The following is a 19,051-nucleotide window of genomic DNA, read 5'->3' on the forward strand; positions in this document are numbered from 1 at the left end:
GATGGAGCGCCGCTTCAACATCTGCGGCGGACACGATGCCGCCAGTGGAGACTGGTACGTGGTCGAGGATCCTGCGTACCTGACCCCCATCGCCCACGCGCCCGGCAGCACGAAAGCCGACGTCGACGATGCCGTCGTCTCGGCTGCGTCCGCATTGGCCGCCTGGGCGCGCGATCCTGTCGCGCGTGCCAACGCGCTCCAACGCTGCTCCGATGTGCTGGGCGCCGACCTGGAAGCTTTGGCCATCCTGCTCAGCCGGGAACAGGGCAAGCCGCTGCCGGCCGCGAGGCGCGAGCTGCAGTCCGCGCAAGCGCACTTGGCGTACTTCGCTGCGAAGGCGCCCCGGGCAAGCGAAGTGATCCTGCGCGAGGCCGGCCGGACCGTGCTGGCCGTGAGTGCGCCCGTGGGTGTCGTCGGACTCGTGGTCCCGTGGAACTTCCCGATCGTGCTGCTGACCATGAAGCTGGGGCCGGCGCTCTGGGCGGGCAACACGGTCGTCGTCAAGCCCGCGCCGACGACGCCCCTTACCACGCTTGCGATCGCGAAGCTCTTCGCCGGTTGCCTGCCGGCGGGCGTGATGAACACCGTCAGCGGTGGCGCCGAGGTCGGTGCAGCGATCGTCAGCCACCCGGGCGTTGCGAAGATCTCCTTCACCGGTTCGACCCCCACCGGAAGGACGATCATGGCGAGCGCGGCAGCGACGCTGAAGCGACTCACGCTCGAACTGGGCGGCAACGACGCGGCGATCGTGCTGGAGGACGCCGACATCGACGCATGCGCCGCACCCTTGTTCGAGCGCGCCTTCATGAATGCCGGGCAGGTGTGCTGCGCCGTGAAGCGGCTCTACGTGCATCGGCGCCTCCATGAACCGCTGGTGGAGAAGATGGCCGCGCTGGCCAATGGCTGGCGGCTCGGCCCGGGCCTGCTGGCCGATGTGCAGATGGGGCCGTTGAACAACCGCCGGCAATTCGATCATGTGAAGGCGCTGCTCTACGACGCAGTCGCCGCGGGTGGTCGAATCGTCGCAGGCGGCACGTCGCCGCTGGAGTGGCCGGGACATTTCATTCGGCCGGCCATCGTGGTCGATATGCCGCACAGCAGCCGGCTCGTCCGCGAAGAACAGTTCGGCCCCGCGCTGCCGATCCTGCCGTTCGACGACGAGGACGAAGCCGTCGCCATGGCCAACCATTCCGAGTTCGGGCTCGGGGGCTCGGTCTGGTCCTCGGACGTCGAACGGGCGGCTGCGGTGGTCGGCCGGCTCGACGCGGTGAACCTGTTCGTGAACCAGCATGCGACGCCGCCGGAGCCATCGATCCCCTTCGGCGGCATGAAGGACAGCGGTCTCGGCTACGAGTTCGGGGAATGGGGCTGCGATGAATTCCTGGTGCGCAAGCTGCTGCACCGGCCGGTGGGGGCTGTCGCATGAGAACGATGAAGGCGGCCATCCTCGAGCAGCCGGGCCAACCCCTGCGGATGGTCGACGAGGTGGAGATCGACGATCCCCGCGCGGGTGAAGTGCTGGTGCGGATCAGGCACTGCGGCGTCTGCAGCACGGACCTGGCGCTTGCGGACGGCAAGGTGGCGTACCCGATTCCCGCCGTGCTCGGCCACGAGGCCTCCGGCACCATCGCGCAGCTCGGCGCCGGCGTCGATGATCTGGCGCTGGGGCAGCGGGTCGTCGTCTCGATGAAGCCCGCGTGCGGCACCTGCTACTTCTGCCTGCGCAACCAACCCGTCCTGTGCGCCGCGGCGGAGAGCTCGCGCACATCGGGCCCGGCGGGCAGCGACGCACGGCTGTGGCTGCATGGCGTTCCGCTCACGCGGGGCCTCCGGCTGGGCGCCTTTGCCGAGTACGTCCTGGTGGAGCGCACCGGCGTGGTCCCGGTGCCCGACGCGATCCCGCTCGCCCATGCCGCGACGATGGGCTGCGCGGTGCAAACGGGCATGGGGTCGGTCGCCAACGTGGCAGCGGTTCCGCAGGACGCGACGGCAGCCGTGATCGGCCTCGGCGCCGTCGGCCTTTCGACGATCCAGGCACTTCGCGTGGCAGGCGCGCGGCTTGCCGTCGGCATGGACCGGCATGAGGGCCGCCGCCTGCATGCGACGGACTTCGGCGCGCACCACATCCTGGACAGCGCGGGCGATCCATGCCGCCGGCGCTGCCTGGACCTGACCGGCGGCATCGGGTTCGACTTCGTGTTCGACGGCGTCTGTAGCCCCGAGACCCTGGCCCTGTCCGCGGCGGTGGTCCGCAAGGGTGGAACCATCGTGATGATCGGCGTCGCGAAGCCCTCCGAGCCGGTGTCGGTCGGCGCCCTCGACATGGTGCTGCGGCAATTGCAGGTCAAGGGGTCCTACCTCGGCAACAGCCACGCGCAGCGTGATCTGCCCCGGTATTTCCGCTTGTGCTGCGAAGGCGCTCTGAACCTCGGCAAGCTCGTCACGAAGGAACGGCCCTTGCACGAAGTAAACGACGCACTGCGCGACCTGCGCAATGGCGACGGCATCCGCACGGTGCTGGCCATCTAGGCGATCTCTTTCCAACTGCAACATTCATTAGGAGGTCCGACATGGTGAACCGGCGCGACTGGCTTCTGGCCACATCTTCAACTCTCGCCTGCGGAGCATGGGCGCAGTCCGCGGCCTTCCCGTCGAAGCCGATCCGCGTGGTCACGTCATCCGTTCCCGGCGGGCCGGCCGATGTGGCGTTGCGCCGGATCGCGCCCACGGTCTCGGAGCTGCTCAAGTACGCCGTGATCGTGGACAACCGGCCAGGCGCCAATGGCGTGATCGCTGCACAGGAAGTCATGCGGGCGCCGCACGACGGACACACCCTGCTGAATGCCACGGTCAGCCTGACAGTGAACGACGCCGTGCGGCCTTCGGAAGGCGCCCGCATCTTCCAGAACCTGCTGCCGCTCACTGATCTCTCACAGGGCCCGCTGGTGCTCCTGGTCAACCCGTCGGTACCGGCCCGGAATGGCCGCGAACTCGTCGCGTACGGCAAGGCCAGCCCCAACGCGCTGAGCTACGGTTCCGGCGGCCCGGCAAGCTTTCTCCAGATCACCGGCGAGCGCTTGAAGATCGAAACCGGGCTTGTGATGAACGAAGTCCCGTATCGCTCCCCGGGAGCGGACATCATCGATCTCATCGCCGGGCACATCCAGGTCGGCTTGACTGTGTGGGGCGCATGCGAACAGCACGTCAAGTCCGGCAAGCTCCGCGCGCTCGCCGTGGCGGCAGGTAAGCGCATCCCGATCGCACCCGAGTTGCCGACCTTCTCCGAAGCAGGCCTGGGCAGCATCGTCGCCACGGCCTGGACCGGCCTCTTCGCGCCATCCGGGATCCCGCCAGACGTGATGGGGCTTCTGAACCGCACCTTCGCCGACGCCGCGAGGCGCCCGGACTACGTGGCGTTCTATACCCGGGACGGCAGCGAAGTAGGCGGCAAGACTTCCGAACAGTTCGCCCAGTTCCTTCGCCTCGAGCAGCAGCACTTCCGTGAGGTGATCGCCAAGGCGAACATCAAGGTCGAGTAGCAGGCGGGGCATTCCGCCCCCGCCAGGGTGGCGATCTGTCCGCGGACCGAACACGTGCGCGACGCGCATCGCACCCAACGCAGATGGGGCCTACGCTTCAAATCCTTCATCTCCACGGAACCCGAACTAGATCGTATGAACAAGACCCTGGATAACAAAGTCGTCGTGGTCACCGGTGCCGGCCAGGGGATCGGCCGCGCGATTGCGACCCAAGCCGCTGCCGCCGGCGCTTGTGTGGTGGTTGCGGATATCGCGAAGGCCAACGGCGACGATGGGAGCATGGCCTCGCTTGCCGACCGTGTCGTCGAGGACATCGTCGCCGGCGGCGGGAAAGCCGTCGCATCCTGCGAGGACATCTCCGACCCCGCCGCGGCTAGCCGCATCATCGCTCGGGCGATGGACACCTATGGACGCATCGACTGCGTCGTCAACAATGCCGGCATCCTGCGAGACCGGATGTTCTTCAACATGAGCGACGCCGAATGGGATGCGGTAGTCAAGGTGCACCTCTACGGCTACTACAACGTTTCGCGTGCGGCGGCCCCCTTCTTCAAGCAGCAGAACGCCGGCTGCTACGTCCACTTCAGTTCGTCATCGGCGCTCATCGGCAACGTGGGGCAGGTGAACTATGCAGCCGCCAAGATGGGTGTGGTGGGCCTGTCGACCGGGATCGCACTGGACATGGCGCGCTTCGGCGTGCGGTCCAACGTCATCGCGCCGTGGGCCTGGAGTCAGCTGCTGGAGTCGGTTCCGATCCGCGACGCCGAGCACGGCGAGCGCATGCGCAAGCAGAAGGAGACGATGAAGGCCGAGCAGATCGCCCCCTTGTCGGTGTTCCTGGCAAGCGACCTGGCCAAGGACGTGTCCGGCCAGGTCTTCGGTGCGCGAGGCAACGAGATCTATCTTTTCAGCCAGCCCCGGATCGTCCGATCGGTCCACAAGGCGGACGGATGGGATCCGCAAAGCATCGCGGCCACGATGCTGCCTTCATTCCGCAACGACTTCCTGCCGGTTCAATCGCATCGCGATGTGGTCTGCTGGGACCCGATCTGACGCACGGCGATGCTGAACCTGGAACGAATCCGGGCCCTGCCGCCGTTGCAGGTTCCCGTTGCGTATGACCGGAAGGACGTCGCGCTCTATGCGCTGAGCATCGGCATGGGGGCGCCGTCCGACGCAGAACTCGAGTACGTGTTCGATGAGAAGTTGAAGTGCACGCCGATGTTCGCCATGGTGCTTGCACACCAGTTGCCCTGGCTTCGCGATCCGGAGAACGGCATCGACGTTCGCCGGATGCTGCATGGCGAGAGCAGCCTCGAGGTCCACCATCCGCTGCCTGCGGCCTGCGCCGTCGTCGTGCACGGCCGCATCACGCAGGTCGTCGATCGCGGTCCGGGCAAGAGTGTGTCCATCTACTTCGAGCAGCGCATCCTGCGGTCGGACGGCGGCCATCACATGGCTACCGTGGGGGGATGCTTCGTCTTTCCAAGCGCGGGGGTCGAAGCCGCGGCCGGTCCCGATCGGCCAGGCAAGGCGGCATGGATTCCCGACGGCATCGCGGATGCCGAAGAGACGGTCCAGGTGCCTGTCAACGCAGCCCAGCTCTACCGGCTCAACGGGGACCGGAACACGCTGCATGTCGATCCGGAGGTGGCACATCGCGCAGGCTTCCCGAAGCCGATCCTGCATGGACTCTGCACATTGGGCTACGCGGGCGCGGCAGCGATCCGCACCGTGTGCGATGGCGATGCCGATCGGATCGCTCGCGTCCGGGCTCGCTACGCAAGCCCCATCTACCCGGGTGAGCGGCTGCGGACCCAGTTCTACCGGGCTGGACACCGGGAGTACCGCTTCCGCTGTATCGCTGAAGACCGCAACGTGACGGTGCTCGATGCCGGCGAGCTTGCCTTGCTGGAGCCGCAATGACGGATGCCAACGAACGACTGCTGCCGCGCCCCACGCCCGAGACGGCGCACTTCTGGCATGGGACGGCCCAGGGGCAGTTGCTGCTGCAGCGCTGCGCCGACTGCGGCGACGTCTACTTCCCTCCGCGCGCGTTCTGTCCGGCCTGCAACTCGCGAAACGTGAGCGTGCATCGGGCAAGCGGCGCGGCGACGCTCCTCAGCTATGTGATCAGCGCAAGGCCTGCACCCGGCATCGAGGCGCCCTACTCGGTCGCGATCGTGCGGCTCGAGGAAGGCCCCACGCTGATGTGCAATGTGATCAACTGCCCGCAGACGCCGGAGCACCTGAAGCTGGACATGCCGCTTCGCGTGGTGTTCGTCCGCCAGACGGCCGACATCACGCTGCCGCTGTTCGAACCTGCGGGCGAAGAATGACACGGGGAACGGCAATCATCGGCGCCTCCGAGACGGAGCGCCTGGGCCACATCCCCGACCAGTCCCAGATCGGACTGGCCGCCGACGCGGCGCTGCGGGCGCTGGCCGACGCCGGCATGACGGCCCGCGACGTGGACGGCATCGCGACCGCAGGAGAGTCCCCGGTCCTGCTTGCCCACTACCTGGGCGTACGTCCGGCCTGGCTTGACGGCACTGCGGTCGGCGGCTGTTCCTTCATGCTCCACGTGCGCCACGCGGCGGCCGCGATCTCCGCGGGGCTGTGCAAGACGGTGCTCATCGTCCATGCGGAAAGCGGCAAATCCAAGGTGGCGGGCAGCCCATTGCCCTGGCCTCCCCCGCCCGGTTCGCTGGCAGGCCAGTTCGAAGCGCCCTTCGGCGCGATCTCATCGTCGACCATGTTCACCGTGCCGGTCCTGCGGTACCTGAAACAGCACGGCCTCACGACCGCGGCGCTCGCGCAGGTCGTCGTCGCACAGCGCAAATGGGCGGCCCTCAACCCACGTGCGCTGCTCAAGGAGCCCATGAGCGTCGACGAGGTCCTTGCCGCGAAGGTCATCGCGTATCCGTTCACGCTGCCGATGTGTTGCCCGCTCACCGACGGCGGGGGCGCCCTGGTGCTGGTGGCGGCGCATCGGGCGGCCGACTTTTCGGGCAAGCCGGTCTATGTGTGCGGCACCGGCGAAAGCGCCGAATCCCCGATGGTCAGCCAGATGGCGGACCTCACGAGCTCCCGCGCCTTCCGCGATTCCGGCAGGGCCGCCCTAGAGAGCGCCGGCATCGCCCACAAGGACGTTGATCACCTGATGATCTACGACGCCTTTGCCCACCTTCCGCTGTACGGCCTCGAGGACCTCGGTTTCTGCGCACCCGGCGAGGCTGCTGCATTCATCGCGCAAGGACACACGTCGCCGGGAGGCAGGCTGCCCGTCAACACCAATGGCGGCGGCCTCTGCTATACGCATTCGGGCATGTACGGCATGTTCGCGCTGCAGGAGAGCGTCCGGCAGGTGCGAGGCACCGCCCCCGCGCAGCAAGGGGTTGTGAACGTCTCCATGTGCCACGGCGTCGGGGGCATGTTCGCAACGGCCGGGACCATCGTCCTGGGCAGCCAACCAACACGAGAATAGCCGTGTACATCGGAACCCAAGCCAAGGCAGCGGCAGACAAGCCGGCAATCATTCATGCGCGGACTGGCGTCAGCATGACGTACGGGCAGCTGGACGCGGAGTCCATCCGGGTGGCGCGCCTGCTGCACGCACGCGGGCTGCGCCGGGGCGACCGCATCGCCATCTATATGGAGAACCATCTCTCCTACATGGCCCTGATCTGGGCGGCGCTGCGGTCGGGGTTTTGTGCCGTGCCGGTGAACCGCTACTTCACTGCCGAGGAACTGGCCTACGTGATCAATGACTGCGGCGCCAAGGCGGTCTTCACCACGGTCCAGCAGGCGGATGCCGCGCAGGCGCTGGGCGATCGGATCCCGGGCTGCGCGATCCGGCTCGTCGCAGGCGGATCGCTGCCGGGTTGGGACGGGTATGAGGCGGCCATCGCGGCGTTCAGCGCCTCGCCGCTGAACGAGGAGCGGATGGGCACCGTCATGTCCTACACGTCCGGCACGACCGGCAAACCCAGGGGCGTGCTGCGGCCGGCACCCGACATGCCGGCCTCCGACACATGGCCGGGCTGGGGCGAGACCGGCGCGCTCTACGGCTTCGACCACAACACTGTCTACCTCTCGCCAGCGCCTCTGTATCACGGTGCGCCGCTGCGTTTCTGCCGTGCGGTGCACATGGCGGGCGGAACAATCGTCATGATGGACAAGTTCGATGCGCAAGGCGCCCTCGCCTTGATCGAACGCTACCGGGTGACGCACTCGCAGTGGGTGCCGACGATGTTCGTCAGGATGCTGAAACTGGACCCGGAGATCCGCAGCGGGTTCGACCTTTCCTCCCATCGGGTGGCGGTGCACGCCGCGGCGCCTTGTCCGATCGACGTGAAGCGACGGATGATCGACTGGTGGGGCCCCATCGTCCACGAGTACTACGGCGGCACGGACAGCGCAGGCATCACTTCGATCAGCTGCGAGGAGTGGCTCCTGCACCCTGGCTCCGTGGGACTGGCGGACCCCGCGCGCGTGAAGGTGTGCCGGGAAGACGGATCGCCGGCCGCCGCAGGACAGGTCGGGCTGGTGTATTTCGTCGGACGGCCCGGCATGCTTCCCGAGTACCTCAACGATCCCGAGAAGACCCAGGCGGCACGGCACCCCGACCACATGAACTGGGTGACGGGCGGCGATGTCGGCGTCGTCGATGCCGATGGCTATCTCTACCTCACCGACCGGAAGGCGTTCACGATCATCTCGGGAGGAGTCAACATCTATCCCCAGGCGATCGAAGACGTGCTCATCGAGCACCCGTCGGTGGTGGACGCTGCCGTGATCGGTGTTCCGAGCGACGAGATGGGCGAGGAAGTCAAGGCCATCGTCGAGCTCTCCAAAGGGCATGCGCCCTCTGCGGCGCTGGCGGAGGACCTGATCGGGCATTGCAAGAGCCGCTTGGCCCGGTACATGGTGCCCCGGTCGGTCGAATTCGTGGACAAGCTCCCGAGGACGCCGATGGGCAAGCTCATGAAGAAGGAACTGCGGGATCCGTACTGGGCGGGGCGCAGCCTGGTTGGCTGAAGCCCCTACTCCGGCTTGAAGTCGAGCGTGCGCAAGGATTCGCGCACACGATCGATCTCTCCCGTGACGATGGACTGCAACTGCTCGGGCGTGGTCGGGCGCACCAACGAACCCCACATGGTCCGGATGCGCTCGTTCGTGTCCTTGTCGCCGAGCGCCTGGACGATGGCCTGGTTGAGCCGTGCGAGTACAGGCTCGGGCATGCCGGCGGGTCCCCAGAACCCAGTCAGCAGACTGAAGGGCCGCATGCCCGGCACGACTTCACCGATCGCGGGAATGTCCTCGAAGGGGTAGCGGCGCTCGTCCGCCAGGATCGCGATCGGCGTCAGCTTCCCTTCCTTTGCGGCACCCGCCAGGTTGCTGGTGGAGATGATGGCTCCGTTGATGTGACCCGCGATGGCGTCCACGACGGCCTGCCCCTCTTCCTTGTACGCAACGCTGACAAGCTTGACGCCCGGAATGGCCTGCTCGATCAAGATCCGGTTCAGATCGTTGATCGACGGCGAGCCCGACATGCCCAGCGTGACGGGCACCGGACTGCGCTTGGCGAACGCAACGAAGTCGGCGAAGTTCCTGATCCCGAGCCTTGGATTGACCGCGATACTGAACGCGCTCACCGTCAGCCGCGAGATCGGCGTGAAGTCCTTGACCGGATCGTAGGGCGGACTGCGCATCGTGAGCGGCCGGAACATCATTGCATTGCTGCCGACCACCAGGATCGTGTGGCCGTTCGGCGCCGAGCGCGCGACGGTCCTGGCCGCGACCATCCCTGCCGCGGCCGTCATCGGCTCCACCACGACCGGTTGGCCGCCCAGCGCCTCGCTGATCCGGGGGGCGAGCAGTCGCACGATCCCCTCGGCGCTGCCGCCGAAGCCGACGACAAGCCGGACAGGTGCGTTGGCCTCCAACGCCACGGCCGCCGTGGACCACGCCATCAGCAACGCAGTCGCGGCCTTGAACAGGCCGACCCCAAGTTTTTTTTTCGTGATGGCAGATGTCATGGTGTGCTGCGGTGCAGAGTTGGTCGTCGATACATGCTAGGAGGGATGTATCGGCATCGACCGGGGGCGTTTGAACTGTCCGCCTCACGGACAGCCCGGCCCGCACGGCGGCAAGGGATGCAGGGTTTGTCATAAGTGCCCGCCTGATAGACACTCGTCTCAGTTTGAATCAAAATCGTCCGGACACGAAAGAAACACTTTGCCCACGGAGGCATGGAATGAGTGATGCAACGATCCGAAGCTTCCTGCGCGGCCTGGAAGTACTCAAGGCACTGAACATCAGGAACTACGTCACCGCGCTCGAACTGAGCCGGGCCGCGTCCTTGCCGCGGCCGACGGTCTACCGGGTGCTCGAAACCTTGATGCAGGCCGGCTATGTCGTTCGCGACGAAGTCACCGACGTCTACAGCCTGACGGCCCAGGTGACGGATCTGTCCAGCGGCTTCGCGCCGAGCGCTCATATCCTCGAGGTTGCCAAGCCGCTGATCAAGGAGTTCAGCGATCACATCTGCTGGCCGTCATTCCTCCACGTCCGCGACGACGGTGCCATGGTGACTCGCGCCATCTTCCGCTCGCCAAGGGCGCTGGGCTATCCCAGGATTGGCAAGCGCCACCCGCTGGCATCGAGTTCCCCAGGGCGAGCCTATCTCGCCTCCATGCCGATGGAGGAGCGGCAGTGCTGGATCCGCGCTTCCCTGGACATGGGCTGCAGCCCCAACGCCGAGCGCTGGCCGTCGAACGAACTGAACAGCCTCATCCGCGACGCCGGACTGCTGGGTTGCGGCTTCCGTGAAGGCGGGCTGGTCCCGCGCACGTGCTCCATTTCCCTGCCGATCTGCGCGGGCGAGCAATGCACTATTTACTGGACCATCGTGATGATGAGCTCCGTCGTTTCGGTCAAGAAGGCCATCTCGACGTACTTGGCCGATGCCCAGCATGTGGTCAAGAGAATCGAGCAACTGGTGTCGTCGCCCATCCCTCGGGAACCGGGCTCCATAGCACCGCCGTCGACGCCGCGAGCGACGGCGACTCATCCCTAGCAAACTCATCCATACCAGCATGAATCCACCATCGAAGCCTCCAATGCCAACTGGCGCGCCGTCCCATTGTGAAATGCCGGCCGGAGAGGCGGGCGACTCCGTGGTCGCTGCCCTCGCGGCCGGCGGCGTCGACTGCCTTTTCTTCACCTCCGGATCGGAAATCGCGTTCTTCCAGGAGTCCATCGCGAAGGCTGGCGCCACCGGCAAGCCCGCGCCGCGGATGATCGTCGTCACCCATGAGCATGCGAGCCTGAACGCGGCGCTCGGCTATTCGGCTGTCACGGGGAAGGTTTCCGCCACCGCAGTGCACGTGGACGCGGGCACCTTGCACCACGGCGCGGCAATCCACACCGCGATGCGGGCCAACCTGCCCATCGTGATGACAGCGGGCTTCCCACCGACAAGCGCCACGGGCACCTCCATCGCCGCGCGAAACCAAGGCGGCCATCTCTGGCTGCAGCAAACCTACGACCAGCACTCCGTGGTCCGCCAGTACGTCAAGTGGGATCACCGGCTTACTGCCCACGACAGCCCCGGCCTCCTGACCAGCCGAGCACTGCAGATGGCCACGGCCGAGCCGGCAGGGCCGGTCTATCTCGCGATGGCGCCGGAGGTCTCGATGGCGGCAATGCCTGCGCACAGTTTCCCGACCGTGCACGGGCTCGGGCGCGTTGTTGCCGCGGCGCCCGATCCGGACGGCATCCGTGAAGTGGCCGAGCGCCTGCTCTCGGCGCGCGCGCCCCGCTTGGTGGTATCGGGCTCCGGGCGCGATCCGCGGACGGTCCCTGAGCTCGTGGCGCTCTGCGAGCTGCTCGGCCTTCCGGTTGCGCATGCGAGTACGCGCAACTACATGAGCTTTCCGATGGCACATCCGCTGCTGCAGCTCGACGCGGACCTGTCGGACGCCGATGTCGTGGTCGTGCTCGAGGCGGAAGTGCCGTGGTTGCCGGGCCCGCGTGCGCCAAAGCGCGATTCCTGGGTGGCCGTCCTGGGGCACGACCCGGTAAAGAGCAAGATCCCGACGTACGAGTTCACCGCGAACCTGCGCCTTGCGGGCGATCCATTGCAGGCCATCCGCGCGCTACGCCGTGAAGCGCGCGACCTGATGACGCCTGACCATGCCGATCGCGCCCACGCACGCGCGAAAGAGGCGGCCCGCGCGTCGGGGGCGTATCGCGCGGGGCTCGCTGCCGAGGTGGCACGTCTCGAAGGCTCCCCGATCATCCAGCCGCTGCAGGTGACGCAGGCGCTCGCGGACATCGTCGACGACGATGCCGTGGTCTTCGACGACACGCTGCCGCACAACCGGGTCTTCGAGTTCCTGCGCTGCAGCCGGCCCGGCTCCTATTTCTTTACGCCGGGCACCAGTGGCGGATGGGCGCCCGGTGCGGCGTTCGGAGCCAAGCTCGCGCTGCCGGGGCGGGACGTCATCGCCGTGACCGGCGACGGTTTCTACATGTTCGCGACCCCGGCTGCCGCGCTGTGGTCCGCCGTCCACTATGGCGCGCCCTACCTCACCGTCGTCTACCAGAACCGGAGCTGGGCGACCGGCACGCTGCGAACTGCGAAGACGTATCCAGACGGCTTCGCGCAAAGGTCCGGCCTGGAGGGCGGTTACTTCGATCCGCCGATGGACTTCGCCCTGGAAGCCCAGGCCTGCGGCGCGTATGGCGAGAACGTGAAGGACCCCGCGCAATTGCGTCCGGCACTCCTTCGGGGCCTCGAGCAAGTGCGCGCGGGCAAGCCGGCCGTCATCTCGGTATGGCTACCTCGCCATCTGCAAGCCGATTGACTGTAGTCGAGTGATGCAGGCCTGCAGGCACGATGCGCGCCCAGGTGTCCTGCAACCGCTCGACAGCGAAGTCGACGAATTGCCGCACACGCGGCGCAAGCTGGCGGCCGTTCGGGAAGACCACATGCAAGGGCTCGGTCGGCGCCGCGAAGTCCGGCATCACGCGCAGGAGGCGCCCCGCGTCGATGTGGACGCCGACATCCCAGATCGACTTGAAGAAGATGCCGGCGCCTTCCAGTGCCAGCGACTGCGCCACGTCGCCGTCGTTCACAAGAAAGGTCCCCTGGATCCTGATGGCGAGCGGCTGCCCGTTCACGTGGAACAGCCAATGACCCGCGGGACGCGGGCCGTACGCGATGCACGCATGGCGGGACAGTTCGTCCGGTGTCGTCGGCGCGCCATGGCGTGCCACATAGGACGGCGCCGCACACAACACCCGGTGGTTCGGCGCAACCTGGCGCGCACTGAGCGACGAGTCGTGCAGCGTGCCGAAGCGAAAGGCAACGTCAATGCCGCCCTCAACCAGGTCCAGCACGTCGTCGCTCAACCTCAAGTTGACCGACAGCGCGGGATGCTTGGCCTGGAAAGCAGCAACGATGGGCGCGAGGTACTGCCGCGCAAACGTGCGCGGCGCGGTCAGCGTCAGCATGCCGCTGACGGTGTCGCGACTGCCCGCCATCAGGTGCTCCGCGCCCTGGATCTCCTGCAGGATGCGGGCGCAGCGCTCATGAAAGGCCACGCCCTCCGGCGTCAGCGACTGGCTTCGCGTGGTGCGCAGCATCAGGCGCACGCCCAGTTTTCGCTCCAATGCCCCGATCCGCTTGCTGACCACGGCCAGTGACAGGTCCATCTCGCGGGCTGCGGCCGACATGCTTCCAGTCGCGACCACGCGAACGAAGACCCTGAGGTCCAGAACATCGTCAATCATGCGTTTACTCTCAACGGAATGGATATAGATTATCCGTCATTTGATGCTTTATAAACTCTTTAGAGAATAAGAAACTGGCGGTCGTCCCTTAAACACTCAGGAATGTCTCGATGACTGCTCGTCAATTTCTCACCCCGCTGCTCGCCGCCCTGCTGATCGCAGGCGGTTCGGGGTTTATCTCGTCGGCGCATGCGCATAACGCGGCCGCGCCCCCCTCCAAACTCGACAAGAGCCAGGCGGGCTTCTATCGCCTGAAGATCGGGGGCGTCGCCGTGACTGCCCTGTCGGACGGCACGATTCCGCTGGACACGAAGATCCTGACGAACACGAAAGGCCATCCCGTCGCCAAGCTGCTGAAGGACGGCTATGTCGGAACGACGATCGACGCCTCGATCAATGCGTTCCTGATCGAAACCGCCGGCCGGCTCATCCTCGTCGACGCCGGTACCGGTGAGCTCTACGGGCCCACGCTCAACAAGTTGCCGGCCAGCCTGAGAGCCATCGGCCTGGAGCCCGCGCAGATCACCGACATTCTCCTCACGCACGTCCACACGGACCACAGCGGCGGGTTGATGGACGGCACGACTCGGGTCTTCCCGAACGCCGTGATCCACGTCGAGCGCAAGGAGGTCGACTACTGGCTGAGTGCGCAAGCGCTCGCGCAGGCGCCCGAATCGCAGAAGCAGTACTTCGAGCAAGCCAAGGCGAAGATAGGTCCTTATGTCGACGCCGGCCAAGTCAAGCCGTTCGACGGTGCCGTCGAGCTGTTTCCGGGCATCCGCTCCGTGCCGGCGCCGGGCCACACGCCCGGCCACACCTTCTATTCACTCGAGAGCGAGGGCGAGAAGATCATGTTCTGGGGCGATGTGCTGCACGTCGCCGAAGTGCAGCTGCCGGCGCCGGGCGTCACGATCCAGTACGACGTCAACCCCCAAGAGGCGGCCGCGGCGCGACGGCGCGCGTTCGCGGATGCGGCCGCGAAGGGTTATCTGGTTGCGCCGGCCCACTATTCCTTCCCCGGCGTCGGCCATCTGCGCAAAGTGACCGACGGCTACCGCTTCGTGCCGCTGCCCTATATCAACGACGCGCATCCCGGTAAGAAAGAGGCTCCGGTGCCCGTATCCAGGTGACCTGGCCGGCGCACTAGGACAATCTGGCGCGGCCGGTGCGCACGCTGGAATTTCTTGAGCTGCTCGCCAAGGCGCCATCGGCTTCTGGCCGCGCGGGCGCGGCCACGGCCGCGGAAAACGCCAGGCGTGCGAGCAGCGCAACGAACATCGGCCTCTCGTGCACCGCCAGGGGCTCCAGGATTCGTTGGTTGATCCGATCCATGGCCGCGTTGGAGGTATTCAGCAGCGACTGCCCTTTGCGGGTCAGGGTCAGCACCTTCAGGCGCCTGTCGAGATCCGAGCCTTGTCGCTCCACCAGCCCCCGCGACTCCAACCCGGCCAGCACCGCCCCCACCGTCGCGCGGTCGTAGCCCACGATTCGCCCGATCTCGGTCTGGTGGCAACCGGGATTGGCCATCAGTGCGGACAACACGTTGTGCTGAGGCGGTGTCAGGTTCAGCTTCCCGATTTCTTCCGAGAAGATGGCAACCGCCACCTGGTGCGCCTTGCGCAGAAGAAAACCAGGTCGGTGCGTGAGATCGTGGAGGTCGTCCAGCGGTTGAGTCATGGAACCCGAGCGAAAGTTTGCTGCGTTCCAGTTTAGCGTCCGCTCTCCCGAGTCGGCCTGCGCCGATCGCATGCATTGCCTGGATCGTGCTCAAGAGATAGAATTGATTTTCGTGTCCATCTAACGGACATAAAAAGGAGCTCGGGGTGACGACTGCATGGATCGAAGTTCCTGGCACGACGGATGCGCCCGCCATGGGCGCTTACCTCGCACTGCCGCCGAACGGCCGCGGCCCGGGCATCGTCCTGTGCCAGGAGATCTTCGGCGTGACCGCCTCCCTGAGGGCCGTGGCCGACGACCTTGCGCAGGAGGGCTACGTGGTCCTTGTGCCGGACCTGTTCTGGCGCCTGCAGCCGCGTGTCGAACTCAGCTACTCCGAACAAGACGTCGCCCGAGCAATGGCATTGAGCCAGCAGCTCGATCAGCAGCTGCTTCTGGAGGACATGCGGGATACCGTGCAAGCCCTCGAGCAGCACCCGGCGGTCGTGGGCCGGATCGCCGCGTACGGGTTCTGCCTCGGTGGCCGCGTCGCGATGCTCGCGGCTGCCGCGGGCCTTGTCAGCTGCGCGGTGGCGTACTACCCGGTCGCGCTCGAGCAGCACCTCGAAAGGCTTGCGACCATCAAGGTCCCGGTGGTGATCCATTTCGGCGCCGAGGACCCATTGACGCCCCCCGTTGCAGTCAGCACTGTCGTCGCTGCGCTTGCCCGCAGCAAGGAGGCATCGGTGCACGTCTACCCCGGCGTGAAACACGGCTTCGCTGCCAAGGGACGCCCTGCCTACTGTGCGCCCTCAGCGGGCATGGCCTACAGCCGCAGCCTGGCCGTGCTCCGCGCGGTCCTCGGCCCGTGGTATGACCTCAACGCGCTCTGGGAAGCGCATCGCGCGTGCGAGTTCGTCTCGCGCGATGCCGCGGCCACCATGGCCACCATGGTTCCCCAGCCCTACGTCAATCACGTTCCGACAATGACGGGCGGATACGGACAGACGGACCTGCATCGGTTTTATAGTGACCACTTCATACCGCGCAACCCGGCCGACATGCGCACGATCCCGATCTCGCGGACGATCGGTGTCGACCGCGTGGTGAATGAAGGGATCCTCTGCTTCACACACGACACCGAGATTCCGTGGATGCTTCCGGGCATCGCACCGACGGGGTGCTACGTCGAAGTCGCGCTCGTCGGGATCATCACATTTCGGGGCGACAAGCTCTATCACGAGCACATCTACTGGGATCAAGCCAGCGTGCTCGTGCAGATCGGCTTGCTCGATCCGGCTGCCCTGCCCGTCGTTGGGCGCGAACAGGCACGCAAGGTACTTGATCCGAGCCTTCCTTCCAACGAGCTCATGCCGCAATGGACATGGGGAGCCTGAGGAATGGCGATCATCCGCATCAACCATTGCGACTTTCAGTACGAACTCACCGGCAAGGGGCGCGACATCGTCTTCGTCCATGGCGAAATCCATGGCATGCGGTACTGGGAGGCGCAGGTGGCGGAGTTCTCGCGCGACCATCGCTGCCTGATCTACAACCGGCGCGGCCACGCGGGCACGGAGTGGACCCACTACGGCTTCTCGCTCGTCAACCAGGCGCGGGACCTGGCCGGCCTCATCGATGCGCTGGAGATCGAACGGCCCATCGTCATCGCGCTGGCCTTCGGCACGACGATCGCTGCGCAGTACGCGCTGTCGCACCCGGACGGCGTCGCTGGCATGGTGATTGGCGCCTGGAGTGAACTTCATGAAGCGCCGATGTACATGGATGTGTGGACGGCGGCGAGCAAACGCGTGGTCCCGGTCCTCGAGTTCGAGGGCCGGCAGGCACTGATCGAACTGCTGCGCCGGGAGGGCGGCACCAACATCTACCGCGTCATTCCCCGGGAGGACGGCGCATTCCGCGAGCGCGTGATCCAGATGATGGCCAGTCATCCGCTCGAGCAGTACCGCCGAGGCATGCTCGAGCTCGGCAACTCCGTGCCGAACCTGGCGCCGCTCTTCAGCCGGCTCGACATTCCGGTCATGGGCATCTGCGGCGCAGAGGATCCCTATCCTGACCAGCCGGAGATGCTGCAAGGAATGAAGAACTTCCATGAGGCGCCGGCGGTGCCCGGTGCGGGCCGTTACGTCAACTGGCAGAAGCCCCAAGAGTTCAACACCGTGGTGCGCGAATTCATCGAATCGCTTCCCCGCGCGGGCGTGACGCGATGAACGCGATGCCCGAACACGCCAGCGTTTCCGGCCGGGTTGTGCTTGTCGTCGGGGCCAGTGGCGGAATCGGGACCGCACTCGTCGATGCACTCCTCGAAGCAGATGCGCATGAAGTGATCGCTGCGAGCCGTAAGCCATCTGCAGCGCCGCATCCTCGGGTGAAGCCGATCCACATGGATGTGACTCGGCATGACAGCGTGATGGAGGCCGCGAGAATCCACGGGTCCCGCGTGGATTGGGTCATCTGCGCCAATGGGATCAATTCGAACCACCGGCTGGCGCATTACGACGAAGCGGCCGCCCGAGCGGAGATGGAAACCAACTACTTCGGCCTCATCAACATCTTCTGCGCGTTCGCCCCGGCGATGAAAGCGCGCGGACATGGCGCCATCGTCAACATGCTGAGCGCCCTCGCTCATGTGAACCATCCCATGATGGCGACCTACTGCGCAAGCAAGGCCGCCGCCTTCTCGGTGACGCAGGCGATGCGCGCGGAGCTTGCGGCCTCCGGCGTTCGCGTCCGTGCGGTGCTGGCGCCGGCGGTCGACACCCCAATGACCGCGCACCTCAAGCAGACGAAACTGGCGCCAGGCGCCTTCGCAAAGCTGCTGATCGACGCCATGCAGCGTGACGAGGAAGACATCTATCCGGCTGCAGCACAAGCGTTGCGCGAAGCTCTGCAGCGCGACCCCAAGGCCGTCGAGCACTCGTTCGCCGCTCACCTTGCGTGAAGGGCCGCGACCTCCTTGCGGAACTCCGCGAGGATCTTCTCGGGTTGCTTCGTCCCGCGCGCCGAGGCGTCCTGCACCCACTTCTGCTCCAGCGCCGAGGTCCTGGCCTTGACCGCGGCCACGAAGCCCGGGTCGGCCATCGTGACCTGGATCTTCGACGCCTGCATGTGGGCGCGTCCGCTGCGATCGAGGATGTCCCACTGGCGGCCGAAGATCCGTGCGAGCACTTCGCCCGAGACCGAATCCACTGCTCTCTTCTCATCCGCGGAGAGCTTGTCATACCGCGCGGGATTCATCATGAACACCCAGCTGAGATTGTAGAGGCCGCCAGGGAAATACGTCGCGTGGCGGATGACCTTGTCGAGCTTGTAGGCCTCAATGGATTCGGCCGGGAAAAGCGCCCCGTCCATGACACCGCCGGACAAAAGCTCATAGGCGTCGGACGCGGGCTTCAGCGTGACATTCATGCCCAACGACCTGGCGATCTCGTTCACCATCCCCCCGCCCACACGGAACTTCAGCCCCTCGAGGTCCTCGATCTTCGCGATCGGCCGCTTCGAGTTGAACACCATGCCCGGCCCGTGCGTGAAGTAGCCGAGCACATGCACGCCCTTGTGTTCCCGGGCGAACTCGGGATGCCTGGAGGCCACCCTGTCGTAGGCGACCGACATGGCCTCCGCGCTGTCTCCGTTGAAAGGGAATTCAGCCATCTGGGTGAGAACGAACCGGTTCGGCGTGTAGCCGTGGACTGTGAGCGAGACGTCGACGACACCGTTGGCAACCGCATCGAAGCTGCCGGGCGGCGAGCTCACCGGTCGCGGCAGGATGTTGCATTTCAGCTTGCCGGCGGATTTGCTGTCGAGCAGGTCGCACCACGCCTTGACCGCCTGGGTCTGGCCGGGCCCGGTCCAGTTGGAGACCGCCAGCACAGTCTGAGCATGGGCCACGCTGCCGGCAGCGAGCAGACCCAGCACGAGGATGGAAGCTTTCATCATGACTTTCTCCTGGAGATCGACCTGCGTTTTTCACCGGGTGCGCGTTCGGCGCGTTCGCATCGCGCTCGTGCACGATGACCCACTATAGGACAACACAT

General features: G+C 66.0%; 18 protein-coding genes. 14 read left to right on the top strand and 4 right to left on the bottom strand.

The features are described 5' to 3' along the window. Nucleotide 1 precedes the first annotated feature (1 nt). The 8 genes from AC3A6R_RS17395 to AC3A6R_RS17430 all read left to right on the top strand — a co-directional run bounded on the left by AC3A6R_RS17395 (nt 2) and on the right by AC3A6R_RS17430 (nt 8,579). A complete protein-coding gene (locus AC3A6R_RS17395) occupies nt 2–1,426 on the top strand; it encodes an aldehyde dehydrogenase family protein (RefSeq protein WP_487862045.1) in 1,425 nt (474 codons plus the stop codon). 5 nt (nt 1,427–1,431) lie between these two features. Then, complete coding sequence (locus AC3A6R_RS17400) at nt 1,432–2,529, top strand: alcohol dehydrogenase catalytic domain-containing protein (RefSeq protein WP_487862046.1); 1,098 nt, start codon at nt 1,432–1,434, stop codon at nt 2,527–2,529. Nucleotides 2,530–2,570: 41 nt separating this feature from the next. After that, nucleotides 2,571–3,539, top strand: a complete 969-nt coding sequence (locus tag AC3A6R_RS17405; protein ID WP_487862047.1) for a Bug family tripartite tricarboxylate transporter substrate binding protein — start codon at nt 2,571–2,573, stop codon at nt 3,537–3,539. A gap of 135 nt (nt 3,540–3,674) precedes the next feature. Further along, complete coding sequence (locus AC3A6R_RS17410; RefSeq protein WP_487862048.1) at nt 3,675–4,592, top strand: SDR family NAD(P)-dependent oxidoreductase; 918 nt, start codon at nt 3,675–3,677, stop codon at nt 4,590–4,592. Nucleotides 4,593–4,601: 9 nt separating this feature from the next. Then, nucleotides 4,602–5,465, top strand: coding sequence for a MaoC/PaaZ C-terminal domain-containing protein (locus tag AC3A6R_RS17415; protein ID WP_487862049.1), 864 nt, complete (start codon nt 4,602–4,604; stop codon nt 5,463–5,465). Beyond that, nucleotides 5,462–5,878, top strand: a complete 417-nt coding sequence (locus tag AC3A6R_RS17420; protein ID WP_487862050.1) for a Zn-ribbon domain-containing OB-fold protein — start codon at nt 5,462–5,464, stop codon at nt 5,876–5,878. Before AC3A6R_RS17415 ends, AC3A6R_RS17420 begins: the two co-directional genes overlap by 4 nt. Further along, the gene (locus tag AC3A6R_RS17425; protein WP_487862051.1) at nt 5,875–7,026 is read left to right on the top strand and encodes a thiolase C-terminal domain-containing protein; all 1,152 of its coding nucleotides are present in this window, start codon (nt 5,875–5,877) and stop codon (nt 7,024–7,026) included. Before AC3A6R_RS17420 ends, AC3A6R_RS17425 begins: the two co-directional genes overlap by 4 nt. Nucleotides 7,027–7,028: 2 nt before the next feature. Beyond that, nucleotides 7,029–8,579: an acyl-CoA synthetase gene (locus AC3A6R_RS17430; RefSeq protein WP_487862052.1), complete on the top strand. Its 1,551-nt coding sequence runs from the start codon at nt 7,029–7,031 to the stop codon at nt 8,577–8,579. 5 nt (nt 8,580–8,584) lie between these two features. Here AC3A6R_RS17430 and AC3A6R_RS17435 read toward each other — a convergent pair whose 3' ends face one another. After that, nucleotides 8,585–9,580, bottom strand: coding sequence for a Bug family tripartite tricarboxylate transporter substrate binding protein (locus tag AC3A6R_RS17435; RefSeq protein WP_487862053.1), 996 nt, complete (start codon nt 9,578–9,580; stop codon nt 8,585–8,587). A gap of 218 nt (nt 9,581–9,798) precedes the next feature. Between AC3A6R_RS17435 and AC3A6R_RS17440 the strand changes: the two genes are divergently transcribed. Beyond that, nucleotides 9,799–10,620: a helix-turn-helix domain-containing protein gene (locus AC3A6R_RS17440; RefSeq protein WP_487862054.1), complete on the top strand. Its 822-nt coding sequence runs from the start codon at nt 9,799–9,801 to the stop codon at nt 10,618–10,620. A gap of 100 nt (nt 10,621–10,720) precedes the next feature. Further along, nucleotides 10,721–12,412, top strand: coding sequence for a thiamine pyrophosphate-requiring protein (locus AC3A6R_RS17445; RefSeq protein ID WP_487862055.1), 1,692 nt, complete (start codon nt 10,721–10,723; stop codon nt 12,410–12,412). Here the strand turns inward: AC3A6R_RS17445 and AC3A6R_RS17450 are convergent. Further along, nucleotides 12,372–13,340, bottom strand: coding sequence for a LysR family transcriptional regulator (locus tag AC3A6R_RS17450; RefSeq protein ID WP_487862056.1), 969 nt, complete (start codon nt 13,338–13,340; stop codon nt 12,372–12,374). The two genes, AC3A6R_RS17445 and AC3A6R_RS17450, sit on opposite strands and share 41 nt — an antisense overlap. 110 nt (nt 13,341–13,450) lie before the next feature. Here AC3A6R_RS17450 and AC3A6R_RS17455 point away from each other — a divergent pair, with 110 nt between their 5' ends. Further along, entirely contained in the window at nt 13,451–14,470 is a 1,020-nt protein-coding gene (locus tag AC3A6R_RS17455; RefSeq protein WP_487862057.1) for an MBL fold metallo-hydrolase, read from the top strand. Between the two features lie 13 nt (nt 14,471–14,483). Here the strand turns inward: AC3A6R_RS17455 and AC3A6R_RS17460 are convergent, their stop codons facing one another. Next, complete coding sequence (locus AC3A6R_RS17460) at nt 14,484–15,017, bottom strand: MarR family winged helix-turn-helix transcriptional regulator (RefSeq protein ID WP_487862058.1); 534 nt, start codon at nt 15,015–15,017, stop codon at nt 14,484–14,486. A 194-nt stretch (nt 15,018–15,211) separates the two neighbouring features. Between AC3A6R_RS17460 and AC3A6R_RS17465 the strand changes: the two genes are divergently transcribed. From AC3A6R_RS17465 to AC3A6R_RS17475, 3 genes are read left to right on the top strand one after another with little or no spacing between them, the layout of a single operon-like run. Beyond that, complete coding sequence (locus tag AC3A6R_RS17465) at nt 15,212–16,393, top strand: dienelactone hydrolase family protein (RefSeq protein ID WP_487865052.1); 1,182 nt, start codon at nt 15,212–15,214, stop codon at nt 16,391–16,393. 3 nt (nt 16,394–16,396) lie between these two features. Continuing rightward, nucleotides 16,397–17,227 carry an alpha/beta fold hydrolase gene (locus AC3A6R_RS17470; RefSeq protein WP_487862060.1) on the top strand — a complete coding sequence of 277 codons (831 nt, stop codon included), beginning with the start codon at nt 16,397–16,399 and terminating at the stop codon, nt 17,225–17,227. Then, nucleotides 17,224–17,958, top strand: a complete 735-nt coding sequence (locus tag AC3A6R_RS17475) for an SDR family NAD(P)-dependent oxidoreductase (protein WP_487862061.1) — start codon at nt 17,224–17,226, stop codon at nt 17,956–17,958. Before AC3A6R_RS17470 ends, AC3A6R_RS17475 begins: the two co-directional genes overlap by 4 nt. Here the strand turns inward: AC3A6R_RS17475 and AC3A6R_RS17480 are convergent. Next, nucleotides 17,946–18,953 carry a TRAP transporter substrate-binding protein gene (locus AC3A6R_RS17480; RefSeq protein WP_487862062.1) on the bottom strand — a complete coding sequence of 336 codons (1,008 nt, stop codon included), beginning with the start codon at nt 18,951–18,953 and terminating at the stop codon, nt 17,946–17,948. The genes AC3A6R_RS17475 and AC3A6R_RS17480 overlap by 13 nt on opposite strands. Between the last annotated feature and the right edge of the window lie 98 nt (nt 18,954–19,051).

The organism is Variovorax sp. Soil_C_19, assembly GCF_057657255.1.

What these genes read in the sequence shown, in the direction of transcription:
- AC3A6R_RS17395 (WP_487862045.1), top strand. Translation starts at nt 2, where the DNA reads ATGGAGCGCCGCTTCAACATCTGCGGCGGACACGATGCCGCCAGTGGA.
- AC3A6R_RS17400 (WP_487862046.1), top strand. Translation starts at nt 1,432, where the DNA reads ATGAAGGCGGCCATCCTCGAGCAGCCGGGCCAACCCCTGCGGATGGTC.
- AC3A6R_RS17405 (WP_487862047.1), top strand. Translation starts at nt 2,571, where the DNA reads ATGGTGAACCGGCGCGACTGGCTTCTGGCCACATCTTCAACTCTCGCC.
- AC3A6R_RS17410 (WP_487862048.1), top strand. Translation starts at nt 3,675, where the DNA reads ATGAACAAGACCCTGGATAACAAAGTCGTCGTGGTCACCGGTGCCGGC.
- AC3A6R_RS17415 (WP_487862049.1), top strand. Translation starts at nt 4,602, where the DNA reads ATGCTGAACCTGGAACGAATCCGGGCCCTGCCGCCGTTGCAGGTTCCC.
- AC3A6R_RS17420 (WP_487862050.1), top strand. Translation starts at nt 5,462, where the DNA reads ATGACGGATGCCAACGAACGACTGCTGCCGCGCCCCACGCCCGAGACG.
- AC3A6R_RS17425 (WP_487862051.1), top strand. Translation starts at nt 5,875, where the DNA reads ATGACACGGGGAACGGCAATCATCGGCGCCTCCGAGACGGAGCGCCTG.
- AC3A6R_RS17435 (WP_487862053.1), bottom strand. Translation starts at nt 9,580, where the DNA reads ATGACATCTGCCATCACGAAAAAAAAACTTGGGGTCGGCCTGTTCAAG.
- AC3A6R_RS17440 (WP_487862054.1), top strand. Translation starts at nt 9,799, where the DNA reads ATGAGTGATGCAACGATCCGAAGCTTCCTGCGCGGCCTGGAAGTACTC.
- AC3A6R_RS17450 (WP_487862056.1), bottom strand. Translation starts at nt 13,340, where the DNA reads ATGATTGACGATGTTCTGGACCTCAGGGTCTTCGTTCGCGTGGTCGCG.
- AC3A6R_RS17455 (WP_487862057.1), top strand. Translation starts at nt 13,451, where the DNA reads ATGACTGCTCGTCAATTTCTCACCCCGCTGCTCGCCGCCCTGCTGATC.
- AC3A6R_RS17460 (WP_487862058.1), bottom strand. Translation starts at nt 15,017, where the DNA reads ATGACTCAACCGCTGGACGACCTCCACGATCTCACGCACCGACCTGGT.
- AC3A6R_RS17465 (WP_487865052.1), top strand. Translation starts at nt 15,212, where the DNA reads ATGGGCGCTTACCTCGCACTGCCGCCGAACGGCCGCGGCCCGGGCATC.
- AC3A6R_RS17470 (WP_487862060.1), top strand. Translation starts at nt 16,397, where the DNA reads ATGGCGATCATCCGCATCAACCATTGCGACTTTCAGTACGAACTCACC.
- AC3A6R_RS17475 (WP_487862061.1), top strand. Translation starts at nt 17,224, where the DNA reads ATGAACGCGATGCCCGAACACGCCAGCGTTTCCGGCCGGGTTGTGCTT.
- AC3A6R_RS17480 (WP_487862062.1), bottom strand. Translation starts at nt 18,953, where the DNA reads ATGATGAAAGCTTCCATCCTCGTGCTGGGTCTGCTCGCTGCCGGCAGC.